Source organism: Commensalibacter sp. B14384M2 (assembly GCF_016101865.1).
Lineage (GTDB): Bacteria > Pseudomonadota > Alphaproteobacteria > Acetobacterales > Acetobacteraceae > Commensalibacter > Commensalibacter melissae.
Window position 1 is genome coordinate 22,065 of the sequence record NZ_JACFPS010000002.1, and the last position, 15,990, is coordinate 38,054.

The 15,990-nt window shown below is 37.1% G+C and carries 14 protein-coding genes and 1 tRNA gene; 3 read left to right on the forward strand and 12 right to left on the reverse strand.

Going from position 1 to position 15,990, the window contains the following annotated elements:
• Positions 1-4: 4 nt before the first annotated feature.
• Positions 5-997, forward strand: coding sequence for a porphobilinogen synthase (gene hemB / locus H3R33_RS03930; protein WP_122123524.1), 993 nt, complete (start codon positions 5-7; stop codon positions 995-997).
• A 79-nt stretch (positions 998-1,076) separates the two neighbouring features.
• Here the strand turns inward: hemB and parC are convergent, their stop codons facing one another.
• The 11 genes from parC to H3R33_RS03985 all read right to left on the reverse strand — a co-directional run bounded on the left by parC (position 1,077) and on the right by H3R33_RS03985 (position 12,148).
• Positions 1,077-3,281, reverse strand: a complete 2,205-nt coding sequence (parC, locus tag H3R33_RS03935; RefSeq protein WP_122123523.1) for a DNA topoisomerase IV subunit A — start codon at positions 3,279-3,281, stop codon at positions 1,077-1,079.
• A 38-nt stretch (positions 3,282-3,319) separates the two neighbouring features.
• The gene (locus tag H3R33_RS03940) at positions 3,320-4,111 is read right to left on the reverse strand and encodes an MBL fold metallo-hydrolase (protein WP_198184959.1); all 792 of its coding nucleotides are present in this window, start codon (positions 4,109-4,111) and stop codon (positions 3,320-3,322) included.
• A 14-nt stretch (positions 4,112-4,125) separates the two neighbouring features.
• A complete protein-coding gene (locus tag H3R33_RS03945) occupies positions 4,126-4,917 on the reverse strand; it encodes a TatD family hydrolase (RefSeq protein ID WP_198184958.1) in 792 nt (263 codons plus the stop codon).
• On the reverse strand, positions 4,917-6,458 hold the full coding sequence (metG, locus tag H3R33_RS03950; protein WP_198184957.1) for a methionine--tRNA ligase: 1,542 nt from the start codon (positions 6,456-6,458) through the stop codon (positions 4,917-4,919). Before metG ends, H3R33_RS03945 begins: the two co-directional genes overlap by 1 nt.
• Positions 6,455-7,408, reverse strand: coding sequence for an AAA family ATPase (locus H3R33_RS03955; RefSeq protein ID WP_198184956.1), 954 nt, complete (start codon positions 7,406-7,408; stop codon positions 6,455-6,457). The genes metG and H3R33_RS03955 overlap by 4 nt, the downstream gene beginning before the upstream one ends.
• Complete coding sequence (tmk, locus tag H3R33_RS03960; protein WP_110438965.1) at positions 7,389-8,054, reverse strand: dTMP kinase; 666 nt, start codon at positions 8,052-8,054, stop codon at positions 7,389-7,391. Before tmk ends, H3R33_RS03955 begins: the two co-directional genes overlap by 20 nt.
• Positions 8,055-8,074: 20 nt before the next feature.
• Positions 8,075-9,313: a D-alanyl-D-alanine carboxypeptidase family protein gene (locus tag H3R33_RS03965; protein WP_198184955.1), complete on the reverse strand. Its 1,239-nt coding sequence runs from the start codon at positions 9,311-9,313 to the stop codon at positions 8,075-8,077.
• 8 nt (positions 9,314-9,321) lie between these two features.
• On the reverse strand, positions 9,322-10,128 hold the full coding sequence (locus H3R33_RS03970; RefSeq protein ID WP_198184954.1) for an SPOR domain-containing protein: 807 nt from the start codon (positions 10,126-10,128) through the stop codon (positions 9,322-9,324).
• A gap of 134 nt (positions 10,129-10,262) precedes the next feature.
• Positions 10,263-11,264 carry a lytic transglycosylase domain-containing protein gene (locus H3R33_RS03975; RefSeq protein WP_198184953.1) on the reverse strand — a complete coding sequence of 334 codons (1,002 nt, stop codon included), beginning with the start codon at positions 11,262-11,264 and terminating at the stop codon, positions 10,263-10,265.
• A gap of 66 nt (positions 11,265-11,330) precedes the next feature.
• Positions 11,331-11,939: a fumarylacetoacetate hydrolase family protein gene (locus H3R33_RS03980; protein ID WP_155568042.1), complete on the reverse strand. Its 609-nt coding sequence runs from the start codon at positions 11,937-11,939 to the stop codon at positions 11,331-11,333.
• Between the two features lie 134 nt (positions 11,940-12,073).
• Positions 12,074-12,148: transfer RNA gene (locus tag H3R33_RS03985), tRNA-Val, on the reverse strand.
• Positions 12,149-12,270: 122 nt separating this feature from the next.
• On the opposite strand from H3R33_RS03985, the gene H3R33_RS03990 reads away from it, so the two are divergent.
• On the forward strand, positions 12,271-13,125 hold the full coding sequence (locus H3R33_RS03990) for an N-formylglutamate amidohydrolase (RefSeq protein WP_198184952.1): 855 nt from the start codon (positions 12,271-12,273) through the stop codon (positions 13,123-13,125).
• Between the two features lie 113 nt (positions 13,126-13,238).
• A complete protein-coding gene (gene htpG, locus H3R33_RS03995; protein ID WP_122123514.1) occupies positions 13,239-15,080 on the forward strand; it encodes a molecular chaperone HtpG in 1,842 nt (613 codons plus the stop codon).
• A gap of 76 nt (positions 15,081-15,156) precedes the next feature.
• Here htpG and panB read toward each other — a convergent pair whose 3' ends face one another.
• Positions 15,157-15,969 (reverse strand): 3-methyl-2-oxobutanoate hydroxymethyltransferase, encoded by an 813-nt coding sequence (gene panB / locus H3R33_RS04000; protein WP_198184951.1) that lies wholly within the window; start codon positions 15,967-15,969, stop codon positions 15,157-15,159.
• Positions 15,970-15,990 lie beyond the last annotated feature (21 nt).

Here is a 15,990-nt window from a genome sequence, read left to right on the forward strand (position 1 = left end):
TACCATGATTGGAAGCTTTCCTCTGACTCGTATGCGACGCAATCGAATTGATTCTGCAACGCGTCGTCTGGTAGCTGAAAATAAATTGAGTAAAGATGATTTGATTTGGCCAATTTTTATTATTGAGGGCAACAATATTGAAACAGAGGTTTCTTCAATGCCTGGAATTAAACGGGTTACTGTTGATCGTCTGGCTGCATATATAGAACCTGCTGCAAATCTGGATATCCCCGCGCTTGCATTATTTCCTGTGACCACCAACGATAAACGTGATCCAGAGGGAAAGGAAGCCTATAATCCCGATAATCTAATTTGCCGTGCATCAAGAGAACTTAAAAAAAGATTTCCAGAAATATTATTAATCGGGGATGTAGCTCTTGATCCTTATACCAGCCATGGCCATGACGGAATAATAAAAAATGGTTATGTTGCCAATGATGAAACCATAGAGATACTAGTCAGACAATCGATTAATCAAGCCCGAGCAGGTATGGATTTTATCGCGCCTTCTGACATGATGGATGGTAGGGTCGCGGCAATCCGAAAGGCATTGGACAATGATAATTTTGTTAATACACGAATCATGTCATATGCCGCAAAATATGCCAGTGTTTATTATGGACCTTTCAGAGATGCGCTGGAATCAGGAAAACTTTTAAAAGGCGATAAAAAAACTTATCAGATGGATCCTGCCAATAGTCGAGAGGCTCTTTCTGAAGTCGAACTTGATATTCAAGAAGGTGCTGATTCAGTTATCATCAAACCGGGATTGCCCTATTTGGACATAATCCGAATGGTAAGAGATAGATTCAATATTCCAATTGTCAGTTACCAGGTTTCTGGTGAATATGCCATGTTGAAAAACGCGATTAACCATGATTATCTTGATAATAATCAGGCTATTCTTGAAACGCTTCTCTGTTTCAAGAGAGCTGGAGCAAATGCGATTATGACTTATTTTGCTCCAGAAGCGGCAAAATTATTAAAACAGTTATAATTTTCATCTATAAAGGGGTATTTTAAATATTAATTAATTAATTAATTATTTTATAAATATCCTTTGGACTAAAATAAGACTAAATCCTCAACCAATTAGGAGATTTATGTCCAACAGATGCACGATTACCTATATAATTTTCCAATATTTCAAAATTTCTGACTTTTGTTTGACCAGGCATTGTAAAACCAATCTCAGAATCAAAAACTATAACCAGTTTCAGTTTTCCTTTACCCAATTTCTGTAATAGAACACCACTACCCTTTTTTAATTCAGGAATTTGTTCTAGTGGAAATATCAGAAATTTACTGGATGAATTCGCAATGGCAATATAATTTCCATTACCTTCAAGACAAGCGAATGTTTTTTCATTATCCTTTAAAGTTAGAACTTGTTTACCCGTTTTCCGTTCAGTAACTAGATTTTCCCCAGAAATGACAAATCCCTTTGCTGAGGTTGAAACAAGAACATATTTCTTTTTTTCATCTAAAATAAAAAATTCAATAACCTCAGCATCATTTGCTATGTCAGCAAGAAGACGTATGGGTTGACCATCACCTCGGCCTCTTGGTAAATCTAATGCCTTTATATTGAATGATTTACCTTCACTACCGATAATGCAAATTCGATCATTACTATGACATTCCAATATTTTAAATAAATGATCCCCTTCTTTGAATTTCAGCTTATCACTGTCAAGATTATGTCCTTTCAAAGCACGTATCCAACCTTTGGAGGATAAAATAATTGTCAGAGGTTCACGTTCCACCTCTTCCAGAATATCCATAACATCTATTGTTTTAGGCGCTTCAGAAATTTCCGTTTTTCTCAAACCATCATCGGACTGACCGAACGTTTTCAAACCCTCTTTCAATTCTTTGTTGATTTCTTTCCAGCAAAGAGATTCACTTGCCAGCAACGTTTTTAAATTAGATTTTTCATTTGTGAGTTGAGCATATTCATTTTTTATTGCAATTTCTTCCAATCGTCTCAAACTTCTCAAACGGATATTGAGAATGGCTTCAGCCTGAACATCTGACAGATTGAAAGTTTGCATCAAAACAGTTTTAACTTCATCTTCATCTCGAATTATACGAATAACTTCATCAAGATTTAGATATACCGCTAATAAACCCTCCAGAATTTCCAATCGCTGTTCAATAACATTTAACCGATATTGACTTCGACGTTTGAGGACTTCATAACGATGATCCAACCATGATTTCAAAATGGCTTTCAATCCCATCAATTTAGGAACGGCATTGCGATCAAGCACATTCATGTTGTAAGCAAACCGGTTTTCCAAGACAGTCAGTTTAAACATGGATTCCATTAAAATTTCAGGCTGCACTGTTTTAACTTTGGGCTCTAATATAAGCCGTATTTCATCAGTACTTTCATCTCTTATATCTGCCAATAATGGAAGTTTCTTCTGTTCCATCAAAGTGGCTATCTGTTCAATCAATTTGGATTTCTGCACTTGGTAGGGTATTTCCTTAACAACGATAACCCAAGTTCCAAATCGGCCATGTTCAACTTCCCATTTTGCCCTGAGCCTTAATGAGCCTCGACCAGTTTCGTAAGTTTGTTGAATAACATTTTGATTTTCAACAATTTTCCCTCCTGTTGGAAAATCTGGACCTTTTACAAAACGCAACAAATCCTGTGTAGAAACTTCAGGATTTTTAATAAGGATCATAGCGGCCTGATAAATTTCACCCACATTATGTGGGGGAATATTTGTTGCCATTCCAACAGCAATTCCGCTTGCACCATTTGCCAAAAGATTTGGGAATGCACCTGGTAAAACAACGGGTTCTTTTTCCTCTCCATCATAGGTATCACGAAAATCAACACAATCTTCATCGATACCTTGCAATAAAAACTGGGCAATTCTTGTCATACGGGATTCAGTATAACGCATGGCCGCAGCATTATCACCATCAATGGATCCAAAATTTCCCTGTCCCTCAATCAAGGGATACCGTACAGCGAAATCCTGTGCGAGACGAACGAGCGCTTCATAGACAGCGGCATCCCCATGTGGATGATATTTACCAATAACATCCCCAACAATACGGGCGCATTTCTTAAATCCTGATTTTGGATCAAGTTTCAATTGACGCATGGCATATATCAAACGACGATGAACAGGTTTCAATCCATCCCTTACATCTGGTAATGAACGCGACATTATTGTTGACAGGGCATAGGCCAAATAGCGTTCACTTAATGCCCTTGCAAAGGGAGCGTCCTTAATTAAACCGTCAGATGCAGCAGTCATATTATACTCTTGTATGTTTTAATTTATTATTTGTATGATTACGAAGAATAGAGAATTAGTCCATCATAGGCAACTTCGATGTCCGGCGGCAGATTTGCCTTTAGACAATTCCAATCCATATCAGGTCCCATATGCGTTAAAATCGTTCTTTTTGGCTTGATAATTTTTTTCCATTCCAGAACCTTGCCAATCCATGCATGGGCAGGATGTTCATTCCGTTGAAAACATCCCACAATAAACAGATCAAGATTAGATAAAATTTTCAACCCTTGTTCCGGAATCCGAACCACATCGGTACAATATGCCACATCACCACATCGTATGCCCATGGATTTACAAAAACCATGTATCTGTTCACATGTTTGAATAGATTGATTTTCAATCATGAAGTTATCATAATAATCAATCTGATGAACATCCAAAACTGGACGAAAAAAATATGGTTGGGTTTTCCATGGCTTAAATGCGTAGGCAAATCTTGATTTCAATTCAGATAATGTATCTTTCGTTGCATATATTGGTAAGGCTTTACCCAAAACTCTGTTGATTGAACGCAATTCATCCAGACCAGCAATATGATCTGCATGTGCATGAGAATAAATAACAGCGTCAACCCTGCCAATTTTTTCTCTCAATAACTGAGTTCGTATATCAGGACCTGAATCAATTAGAATTCTTTTGCCATTATTCAATTCAATAACGATAGAGGATCGAGTTCGTTGATTCTTTTGTTCCAGGGGATCACATATTCCCCAATTCCCCTGACCATCATCACCTCCTACCAATGGGACACCACCCGAACCTCCGCATCCCAGAATAGTAATTTTCATTAAACAATTTACCTTTAAAAAGACGCCTTTTTAAAAAGACGATGAAAATTATCTGTTGTTTGTTTTTTAAACGTTTCAAAATCAACCGCCAACAATTTTGCCATAAATTCTGCTGTTTGATAAACATATGCAGGTTCATTTTGTTTGCCCCGAAATGGTACGGGAGCCAGATAAGGAGAATCAGTTTCAACAAGAATTTTATCTTGAGGTAAATGAAGAACGATATCGCGTAAATCCTGGGCTTTTTTAAAAGTGATTATACCTGAAATACTAATATATCCACCCAAATCTAGAACTGTTTCGGCCAGTTTCATACTAGATGTAAAACAATGAATTAAAAATGGAAATCCTCCTCCTTTTTCTGTCTCTCTCTTTAAGATTTTGGCAATATCATCATCTGCATTCCGGGCATGAATACATACAGGCAATCCAGTTTGTTGCGAGGCACGGATATGATTTTCAAAAGATTCTTTCTGTCGTTCAAAAGCCTCTTGTTTACCGTAAAAATAATCAAGTCCAGTTTCACCTATACCTATAACTTTGGGATGATTGGTCAATTCAACAATTCTGTCAACAGAACAAAGAGGTTCATCCATCACATATTCAGGATGAGTTCCAATCGTGCACCATACACTCAAATGATCAGTTGTATAATCGGTTATTCCTATTTGCTGCCGCGCATTTGATAAACGCGTTCCTATTGTTACAACTTCACCCAAACCTGCATGTGTTGCACGATCAATAATGGCTTTTTTTTCATCATCATCAAAAAAATCAAGATGGCAGTGTGAATCAACCAGATGCATCAGATTTGTTCAGCTTCCGTATAACGAGGAAAAATAGGAAAAGGTAAGGGTAATTTTATTCCTGAATGAATTTCTTTTTCAAGATCTGAAAAATTACGTTCATTTTTACCAACCCCAAGCTGGGTCAATAATGTATCCATACTATTAGGCATGAATGGCTGTAAACAAGTGGCAATTTCGCGCAACACATCAACCAAGGTTCTTAAAACAGTCTTCATACGCTCGAAATCAGTTTTTTTCAATTTCCATGGCGCCTGATGATCGATATATGCATTTGAAGCGCGTATAACCTTCCAAATATCCTCTAAAGATTCATTAAAAGCCTGACGGTCCATTTGTTCCCTTAATAAAATCGGCAACAGTTTAGCTTTTGCTATCAACTGTATATCCACATCCAATCTTTTTCCAGTATCTGGTAAAATACCGTCACAATTTCTGGTAATTTGAGTCAAAGTTCTCTGTGCAAGATTACCCAGATCATTGGCCAATTCATTATTCATGCGATTGATCAGGGATTGTCTGCTATAGTCTCCGTCTCCACCGAAAGGAACTTCACGCAAAAGAAAAAATCGGACAGGATCCAGTCCGAACTCATTGATCAATTCAATAGGCTCAACAACATTTCCTACTGATTTACTCATTTTTTCACCTTCAACTGTCCACCAGCCATGCGAAAATATTCGTCTGGGAACTTCCAAACCCGCCGCCATTAAAAAAGCTGGCCAATACAACGCATGGAAACGTGCAATTTCCTTCCCCACCAAATGCAAATCTGCTGGCCAAAAACGCCACCGATCTGATAATTCCGTATCAGGATAGCCCAATGCGGAAATATAATTTGTCAACGCATCGAACCATACATACATGACATGATCCTTATCGCCTGGAACTGGAATACCCCACTTGAAACTCGTACGACTGATGGATAAATCACGTAAACCAGATTTTACAAAACTTAACAGTTCATTCTTACGACTTTCTGGGCCGATAAATTCTGGATGCAATTCATAAAATTCCAACAACTTGTCTTGCCAAGCAGACAATCTAAAAAAATAGGATGGTTCTTTTAACCATTTGACCTGTGCCCCTGTGGGCGCAATCTTTTGTCCATCTGCTGTAGTCGTTAGTTCATCTTCACTATAATAACACTCATCCCTGAGTGAATACCATCCTTCATAAGCGCCAAGATAAATGTGACCAGCATCAGCGATTTTTTTCCATAAAGTCTGGCAGCTTCTTTTATGACGTTCCTCGGTCGTTCGTATAAAATCATTATATGATATGTTTAACTGATCAGCCATATTTCTGAATTTTGCAGAAATTTCATTTACAAATACTTCCGATGTTTGTTCATTATTGTGGGCAGCCTGCTCAACCTTTTGTCCATGCTCGTCAGTACCCGTCAAAAAGAATACATCATATCCATCCAATCGTTTGAATCGGGCCAAAACATCCGCAGCGATTGAGGTATAGGCATGACCAATATGGGGGAACCCGTTTACATAATAAATCGGGGTGGTTATCATATAATGGTTTTTCATAATTCACTTACTAGTTCGAAATCGGAAATTAGGGTTTGTCTTTTATCCAAATTAAAAGATTCTGTATCTTTATGCCATTTTAAAATTTTTTGCCAAATGTCAATCCATTCCATTACTGTTCGAGATGGATTGCCAAATCGTTTCTGCCTTGATTTTATAGCCTCACCGATCAGCATATTGAATTTATCTGTCAATAAGCTAAAAAAAACAGAAAATCCATCTTCTTTTTGTAAAATATACTTAACTTTTTCATTCAGCTCACTTCCTTTGAAAGGCTTCTCGAAAAAGGCATCAACAATATTTTGCAAATTTGAGGTGTCAGAATTCAATAATGATAATGCTTTACCGATCGATCCCTGAGACAGGGTAATTATCTTTTGATATTCTGCCTCAGAATATTCGGGGGCTAATTTAATCAAGGCTTCTAATAAAACAGTATTTGATAAGGGATGAAGCATTAATTTACGACAACGACTTGAAATCGTTGGCAACAAACGGTTTGGATGTGCAGTGATTAAAAAAATTAAAGCAGCATCTGGTGGCTCTTCCAAAATTTTTAATAAGCTATTGGCCGCATTCTGATTCATCAAATCCGCCTCTTCGATAATGACAATGCGCCACCCGCCATTGGCAGAAGTCAATCGTAAAAACGTTCCAACCGTTTTTATATCATCCATCAAAATTTCCGAACGAAGACGGTTTTTCTTTTCATCTATTCTTCGACTAACCGTTAATAAATCAGGATGACTACCCGCCCTTATCTTAGCCAACACATTTTCAGAGCTACCAAGAATCAAACGAATGACATGATTGACAAAAGTTTTTTTGCCTACCCCGACCTCACCACATATCAACCATGCATGATGAAGCTTATTTTGGAAAATGGCTTGTTTGAAACAATCATATTCCCTTTCATGTCCCCATAAAGAGTCATCTAGTTTTGCTGTCATTGTTTTTAATATATCTTGATTCAGATAGTTTATGCGTGACGAGATTGTAAACTTCCCGAGTTACCTCATGCAATAATTTATGAGCTTTGATAACTTTACATCGATTTTTATTATTTTTAGCTATCAATTGAAAACCATTCAGAACACGATAATGAAAATCATACCCGAGTTGTTCATAAGCATCAATTTTTGTTTGACGTTTTAAACAACGCTCAATAAGCGTTTCATAAGGGGCATCGAATATCAATGTTAAATTGGGAATTAAATCTATCAAATTGGATAATTTTTGAATAAATTCCAAAATATCCGGATTTTCCTTACCTAATCCATAACCTTGATATGCCAGTGTTGAATCAATAAAACGATCACACAGCACTATTTTACCCTGCTGCAGCGCTGGCTTTATGACCTGATCTACATGATCGCACCTTGCGGTAAAATGAGCCAGGATTTCAGCTTTAAGCGAAAAATCGCAATTCCCAAATAACAATAATTTCCTAATGGCCTCGGCACCCGTTGTTCCACCTGGCTCACGGGTTAAGAGAACATCAATATTATCTTTTTGCAGCTTTTCTTTCAATAATTGAGCTTGTGTAGATTTTCCAGCACCTTCACCGCCCTCAAAAGTAATAAAATATCCTGACATAAATAATAAAATAATGTTGATTAATTTTTATTCGTTAATCGATAGCTTACATTTTTCATCATACGTGAAATAATATTAGCTTTTTCAACAGTCTCACCAGCTATTATGGGAACTTGTACAGTAATTCCACCATTTTTTACGGACAGAGAGGCCTCAACATTTTGTCCTTTCATAACAGGTGCGGACAAAGGGGCATTATAATCAAGGGTTACCTTCAATTTTTCACGCATCCCGACAGGCAAGGTTAAAACAAGATTTTCACCTGCAACCAGCGGAACTGTTTCTTGTGCTCCCATCCAAACTGGTGCCTGTTCAACAATATCCCCTTTATTGAATAACTTAACATTTTCAAATTGATTGAAAGACCATTCTATCAAACGTTCACTCTCATGGGCCCGCATATTCATCGAGGTTAATCCATTGACCACCATTATGACCCGACGACCATTCCGTTCAGAACTGGCACATAATCCATAACCGCCAGCATCAGTATGTCCTGTTTTCAAACCGTCCGCAAGCCCTTTGTCTACCAAAACATTTCGATTGCCCTGGGTGATTTTATTAAAAGTGAATTCTTTTTCGGAAAAAAAATGATAGTATTCGGGATAATCATGAATAAGATGATAGGCTATCAGAGCAATATCACGGGCAGACATCAGATGATTGCTATCCGGCCATCCGGTACAGTTCATAAAATGAGAATTCCGCAATCCCATCTTGGGCGCCATTTCATTCATCATGGATACAAACTGCTGTTCAGATCCGGCAATTCCTTCGGCAAGTACAATACAGGCATCATTCCCGGACTGTATAACAACACCCTGGATCAAATCCTGGACAGAAACTTGTCCATTCAGGGGAACAAACATTTTTGATCCCTGCATTTTCCAGGCTTTCTCACTTACGGGAAGCAACTGATCAAGTTTTAAACGCCCGGTTCGCAGCATGGCAAAAACAACATAACAGGTCATGATTTTTGTCAAAGACGACGGATGCATAGGTTGGTCTGCCAATTTATCCATCAAAACGGTACCTGTATTATAATCCATGATAAAGGCGTATTGTGCCAACGTATCAAAAAGACCTATTGGTGTTACGGCTGGTGGACCATTCGAAACCGTTTCTTGAGTTGCTGACGAGAATTTCCTTCCTGCCGCCTTACGAATGGCTCTTCGGGCACTTGCTGAATTTGAATCTATCAGAGCCAGAGATGCAGCTACGCCACTAATTCCAGTCAATATTGATCTACGAGTATGCACGCTTGTTCCTATTCAACTATAATTTTGGCACCCTTAATGCCAGATTTTAACAAATAATCAAGATTTTGATCAGCACTTTCGACTGATTGATAGGGACCAGAACGAACATGCAATATTCTGCGCCCTCCTTCAAAACTATAGATCACTCTCCCACCAATACGTGCCGCCAATTTATTAGCATAAATTCGCAAGGTGAAAGAGCCACAATCAATCCATATTTGCCCCCCTGTAATTTGACCTTGCGTAAAAGCGACGGGCAAATCTTTTAATATTAATGAAGAATTTAATGCTTTTTGGAAAGTGGGATCTGATTTTTTTTTCGCATTATTTTCGCTTGATTTGCCATTCAGATTTTCAACCATGATTGTATCCAAAGGCGCAGTGTTAACTTTCATTTCCGTTTGCGGACCATTGGGCATTTCAAAAGCAAGATTTTGGCTTTGATTTTCTTCCTCAACAATTTCGATTTTCACTGTTTGCCCGTTTGAAATTCCCAATAATTCACCAGCTTTTGGCGTCAATTCCAACAATCTTAAAGGATAAGATGATGGACGATCATTCAAACGAATTGAAATTTCCCTACCATTGTCAACATTGCGAACTTTTATAATACTCGGTAATTGCAATGTGGGATGTGCTCCTGTCATACGTTGCGGGTCATAATATTCCCCATCAGCTGTCACTTTATCTTTCTGATTTTTGGATATAACTGCCAAACCTGTTGCATGATAGGAAAAATTTTCCTCTGGATAATACCATTGTTCCCCAACCTGATAAGGTTGACCAACCACATAGTGAATCTGAGCTGGTTGCAACGGTTTTTCTTCCTTGGTACAACAGACTATACTTATCAACAATAGAGAAAATAAATATTTTTTCACGATATAATACAAATTCACGAAATTAATATTTTGTTATTTTATATTTATATTACAAAAAAACAATCATTTTATGCAATCATCGCATCTCCCAGCAATCCGACTGCAAGTGCATAATAATCCGAAGGGTTGTAGCGGCGTATTACATTAAAATTATGATAAATCATAAAACCATTATTATTTTTCTCATCCGGTTTCAAAATACTGCCATAAATATCCAGACGGGAAAAATCCGAACCATCTAATCGCTTAACGCCCATTGATTTCCATTCACCAAGTGTTTTTGAAACACTATGTCCGATATATGAACCATTGAAATCATTTGGCAATAAAATTTTTTGTCCCCAGGGTTCAGATCCATGCCAACCATTTTTCTTCAGATAATTGGCAATTGAAGCCAGTACATCTTTTTCATTTGTCCAAATATTTGGATGACCGTTTCCTGAAAAATCAACCGCATACCGTAAATATGCACTGGGCATAAATTGGGGCTGGCCCATTGCACCAGCATAACTGCCCATCATATTTTCGGGATTGATATTTCTATGATTAAGAATTCTTAATGCATTCATGAGCTCAATTTTGAAAAATTTAGCTCTTCTACCTTCATAAGCCAAAGTTGCCAAAGCATCAATAACATTAAATTTTCCGAGAAATTTGCCATAAAAGGATTCTATTCCCCATATTCCAACAAGTATAGAAGGATCAACTTCATAAATCTGCCAAAGGGCAGTCAAAAACGTTTGAAGTTCATGAAATTTATTGCGACCTTGTTCTATTTTTTCTACTGTTATGACTTTTTTGTAATATTGTTGCCATGTCATGACAAATTCTGGCTGTTTATGATCAAGTTCAATCACTTTTTTATTCGGTAAAGAATAATTCAAAGCATGCCTCATAATAGAGGCATTGAATCCTAGCTGAACAGCCTGTTGATAGATATTGAAAAGAAAGGATTTATATTCGGATGATGATCTCGCAAAAGCGGGTATATTCGAAAAAACAAATTTTCCACTTCCAACCACCATAACTGCTGTGCCAATAGAATTTGCCAAAAATTGTCTTCGTCTCATCGCTATTACCCTTTTATGTCGAAAAATACATTGGCTTACCAAATAATTTTAATTAAAATTATGTAATTATTTCACTTTCACTATAGCAATTTCATTTTCCTGCAAAAAAAGTGATATTTGATCCCCAGATTTCAGTTTGCCTACACCCTTTGGCGTACCAGTGAAAATCACATCTGATTTTTTTAATGGAACAAACTGGCTAATATAGGATATAATCTTGCTGAAATTAAATATCATGTTATTGCTATTTCCTCTCTGACGCTCTTCTCCATTTAATTTCATTGAAAAGCAAATAGGATGAGATAACAGTTCCTTTTTTACAAAAGAGGAAAGGTAACAGGAATCTTTAAAACCCTTTGCCAAAAACCAGGGTAATTTTTTCTCTTTCAATGCTGTTTGCAGGTCTCTAGCCGTCAAATCAAGGCCAAGAGCGATTTCATCATAATAATTTTCGGCTTTGTTCTCCGAAATTTTAAAACCATCCTGGGAAATCTTTAATACAATTTCTGTTTCATAATGAATATCCTGTGAAAAATCAGGTAGGATAATTGAATCTCCCTCTACCAAGGAGGTGTTGGGTTTACTAAAAATTACGGGGACAGATTCGATTTGATTTCCCAATTCTTTTGCATGTTCAGCAAAATTTCTGCCAACACAATAAATATTATTAATCATCATTTTATCCAATACACAAACAGGAAAATTTAGATGTTTTTTAAATTATACAGGTAAATTATGATGATTATACGTATAAACGAAAGACAATAATTTTTGAATGATGATTAGTTTTTTTCACGGTTATGATAAGATGGTGGGCGCAACAGGGATTGAACCTGTGACCCCTACCATGTCAAGGTAGTGCTCTCCCGCTGAGCTATGCGCCCATCTTAACGTTTGATAAACTGCTTGATACACATCTTAGTTTAAAAGCGCAAGTGGTCAAATGCAAAAAAATAAAATATTTTATATAAAATCATTCTTTTTTTTCCGTTAGCAAGGTTATTTTGTGCCAATTCATAAAACAAAAATATATCATTTACAAAAACCTGATAATAATGTTTTACCGTTTTTAGTCAGCTCACCTCATTCTGGACAATTCTATCCACAGAATTTGCTTGAACTAACAAGATTACCCTTGGATGAATTACGCAAGAGTGAAGACAGTTTTGTCCATGAACTTTTTCATCATGTACCTAATTATGGTGGAAGTTTGTTAAATGCAGAATTATCCCGTATTTTCTGTGATCTCAATCGATGGGCATGGGAACTTGATCCAAAAATGTTCAAAGAACAACTTCCCCCATGGTGTGATACAGAATCCGCTCGGGTAAAAAACGGAATTGGAACAGTTCATAAAATCAGTAATTCAGGAAAAGTTATTTTCAAATATTATCTTTCATTTAATCATATTGAAAAACTAATTCAAAATTATTGGTTTTCCTATCATCAACAAATTAAAAATTTCATTCATAACTTTAAAAATCGTTTTAATGGAGGCATCATCCTCGATGTACATTCAATGCCATCCCCACGCATCCAAACCCCTGCCTTTGCAGATATAATATTAGGGGACAATTTTTCAAAAAGCTGTTGCCCGCTGTTAATAAACCAGACTGCTAGATATTTTCAATCAAAAGGCTTGACTGTGAAAAAAAATATACCTTATGCAGGAGGGTATATTACCAGTCATTATGGAAATCCTTTTAAAAATATTCATGTTTTACAAATTGAAATAAATAAAAAATTGTATTTGAATGAAGAATGTTTCCAACTCAATGAAAATTTTTTTAGAATTCAAAAAATTATGACTGAATTTCTGATTATGATTACCAGCCAATGGAAAGAATTTTTAAAAATTTAATTGTTACCAAAAAAAATTATTAATTGTCTTCGTTAATTTCCAGTTTATTTTGTTATATAATTAATTCAAATTTAATTTTAACCCATAAATATAATAAAGGCTTACAAGTGAAAATGAGTGATGCAACATCTACGCATGCTGAAGAACAACACAATTTTAGTGCAGAAGTTGAACGCCTTATGGATCTGGTTGTTCATGCACTTTATTCAGAGAGAGAAATTTTTTTAAGAGAATTAATTGCCAATTCTGCTGATGCATTGGATAGAAGACGTTTTGAATCGCTTACCAATCAAACAGTTGCCTTGCCCGATAAACCCCAAATAATTTTAACCGTTGATAAAAAGGGAAATTTATTAACGATCAGTGATGATGGTCTCGGTATGAGTAAGGATGAGATGATCCAAAATCTCGGAACCATTGCAAAATCAGGAACAAGAGCTTTTGAAAAACAGCTTAAGGATGCCAAACCCGAAGATCGTGTTAACCTCATCGGTCAATTTGGTGTTGGATTTTATTCAGCCTTCATGGTGGCGGATAAAGTTGAGGTAATTTCACGACGTGCCGGATCGGATGAAGCCTGGGCATGGAACTCTGAAGGTAAAGGCAAGTATAGTATCGCTTCCTCAACAAGAAATACACCTGGTACAGATGTTATTCTTCATATTAAAAAAGATGCTGAAGAATATTTGGAAAGCATGCGACTGGAGAATATTATCCGTAAATGGGCAGATCATATTGCCTGGCCCATTACGATTAAACAGGATGACAAAGAAACATCCGCCAATGAAGGTCAAGCAATCTGGACAAAACCACGTGGCGATATATCCGATGAACAACTAGATGAATTCTATCGTCATGTAACCCATTTATTTGACAAACCATTGGCTACGCTTTTATGGCATGCTGAAGGCGTGATTGAATTCACTTCTTTGTTATTTATTCCCGGAATGGTTTCTCCATTCGCACCAGTCGATCAAGAAAGAAAAAGCAAGGTACGATTGCATGTACGCCGTATGTTTATTACGGATGAAGCGGACATGCTTCCACCTTGGTTACGTTTCATTCAGGGGATTGTGGATACTGAAGATCTTCCCCTAAATGTATCCAGGGAAATGCTACAAAACACGCCCGTTCTTGCACGTATTCGTAAGAACCTTGTTAACCGTGTGATCAGTGAATTAAAAAAACTTTCGGAAGATAAAGAAAAATATACAAAGTTTTGGGAACTTTTCGGGGCAATTTTTAAAGAAGGACTTTGGGAACCCAATGAAAATAATGATACAATTGCCAAAATCTCAAGATTCTATTCATCTACCGTTGATGGTTTGACAAGTCTTTCCGACTATGTGGAACGTATGAAAGAAAATCAGGAGGCCATCTATTTCTTGGCTGGAGATTCCCTTGAAGTCTTAAAAACATCACCTCATCTTGAAGGTTTCAAGGCACAAGGAATCGAGGTTTTATTATTCACTGATCCCGTGGATGCTTTCTGGCCTGATCGTTTTGGAAAATTTGAGGAAAAACCTTTACGCAGCATTACCCGTGCCAAGGAAGATCTCGATAAACTTATGGGAAAAGAGGAAAGATCCAACAGCGAGGAAGAAGAAAAACTTTTAAAAACTTTGATGGAAAGTTTGAAAGACAAAATTACGGATGCTCGCATGACGACACGCCTTGTTGACAGTCCTGTAATTTTGGCTGCAAAAGAGGACGGACCCGATTTACAGATGCAACGTTTAATGCGTCGTAACGATCGCTCAATTCCTTCAGCCCCACCTGTGCTGGAAATTAATCCAAATCATAATTTAATCAAATCTTTAATCAAGAAAGTAAATTCAGGCGAGAATATAGATGAAGCTGCATTTATACTGCTTGATCTTGCAAAAATACAGGATGGGGAAATGCCATCTGATCCAACATTATTTGCAAAACGTATTGCAGCCGCATTAGCATAATACTAGATATATCAAAAATGGCGATGCATCAATGAATGCTCGCCTTTTTCAAAACCTTAAACAAGAAATATTTGGTCTATTTTTCAAAACAAAATTCAGCGCTTGGAAAAGTTCTGGATCTGACTTCCATGGCATATGATTTGACTGCCTCTTCCATTGTTTGACCAATTTGAGCATACCGTTTAACAAATTTTGGTTTAAATCCCTGAAAAACGCCAAAAATATCATCACATACCAAGACTTGTCCATCACAGGCTGGAGAAGCACCTATTCCAATTGTTGGAATTGATAATTGTTCCGTAATTGTTTTTGCCACTGATTCAACCACTCCCTCCAAAACAATTGCAAAAGCACCCGCATTGGCAATAGCATTACTATCCTGCATGACTTTTTCAATTTGTTTGGCATTTTTTCCTGCAATTTTAAACCCACCCATGGTTTGAACAGCTTGCGGCATCAATCCAACATGTCCACAAACAGGTATACCTCTTTTGACAAGAAATTCAACGGTTTCAGCCATTTCCTCCCCACCTTCGAGTTTCACTGCTGCTGCACCCGTTTCCTGCAATATGCGTGCTGCGTTCCTAAAGGCCTGCTGCGGATTTTCCTGATAGGAGGCGAAAGGTAAATCAACCATAACACACGCATTTTTTGATCCACGCATAACAGCCTTGCCATGTTCGATCATCATTTCAACTGTCACGGCCAAAGTCGTGTCAAATCCGTAAATGACCATCCCGAGTGAATCACCCACAAGTATCAAATCAACATGAGGATCCACAATTTGTGCAACTGAAGCAGTATAGGCAGTCAAGGAAACAATTGGTTCCTTATTTTTTTTCGCCGATATCTGGGGAACAGTAATTCTTTTGATTTTATTCTCTATCATTCAAATCTCTATGATTTATAA

Excerpts from the sequence above, each read along its gene's own strand:
- H3R33_RS03980 (WP_155568042.1), bottom strand. The coding sequence starts at position 11,939 with ATGATTAATAATATTTATTGTGTTGGCAGAAATTTTGCTGAACATGCA.
- htpG (WP_122123514.1), top strand. The coding sequence starts at position 13,239 with ATGAGTGATGCAACATCTACGCATGCTGAAGAACAACACAATTTTAGT.
- metG (WP_198184957.1), bottom strand. The coding sequence starts at position 6,458 with ATGAAAAACCATTATATGATAACCACCCCGATTTATTATGTAAACGGG.
- H3R33_RS03955 (WP_198184956.1), bottom strand. The coding sequence starts at position 7,408 with ATGACAGCAAAACTAGATGACTCTTTATGGGGACATGAAAGGGAATAT.
- H3R33_RS03940 (WP_198184959.1), bottom strand. The coding sequence starts at position 4,111 with ATGAAAATTACTATTCTGGGATGCGGAGGTTCGGGTGGTGTCCCATTG.
- tmk (WP_110438965.1), bottom strand. The coding sequence starts at position 8,054 with ATGTCAGGATATTTTATTACTTTTGAGGGCGGTGAAGGTGCTGGAAAA.
- H3R33_RS03975 (WP_198184953.1), bottom strand. The coding sequence starts at position 11,264 with ATGAGACGAAGACAATTTTTGGCAAATTCTATTGGCACAGCAGTTATG.
- H3R33_RS03945 (WP_198184958.1), bottom strand. The coding sequence starts at position 4,917 with ATGCATCTGGTTGATTCACACTGCCATCTTGATTTTTTTGATGATGAT.
- parC (WP_122123523.1), bottom strand. The coding sequence starts at position 3,281 with ATGACTGCTGCATCTGACGGTTTAATTAAGGACGCTCCCTTTGCAAGG.
- panB (WP_198184951.1), bottom strand. The coding sequence starts at position 15,969 with ATGATAGAGAATAAAATCAAAAGAATTACTGTTCCCCAGATATCGGCG.
- hemB (WP_122123524.1), top strand. The coding sequence starts at position 5 with ATGATTGGAAGCTTTCCTCTGACTCGTATGCGACGCAATCGAATTGAT.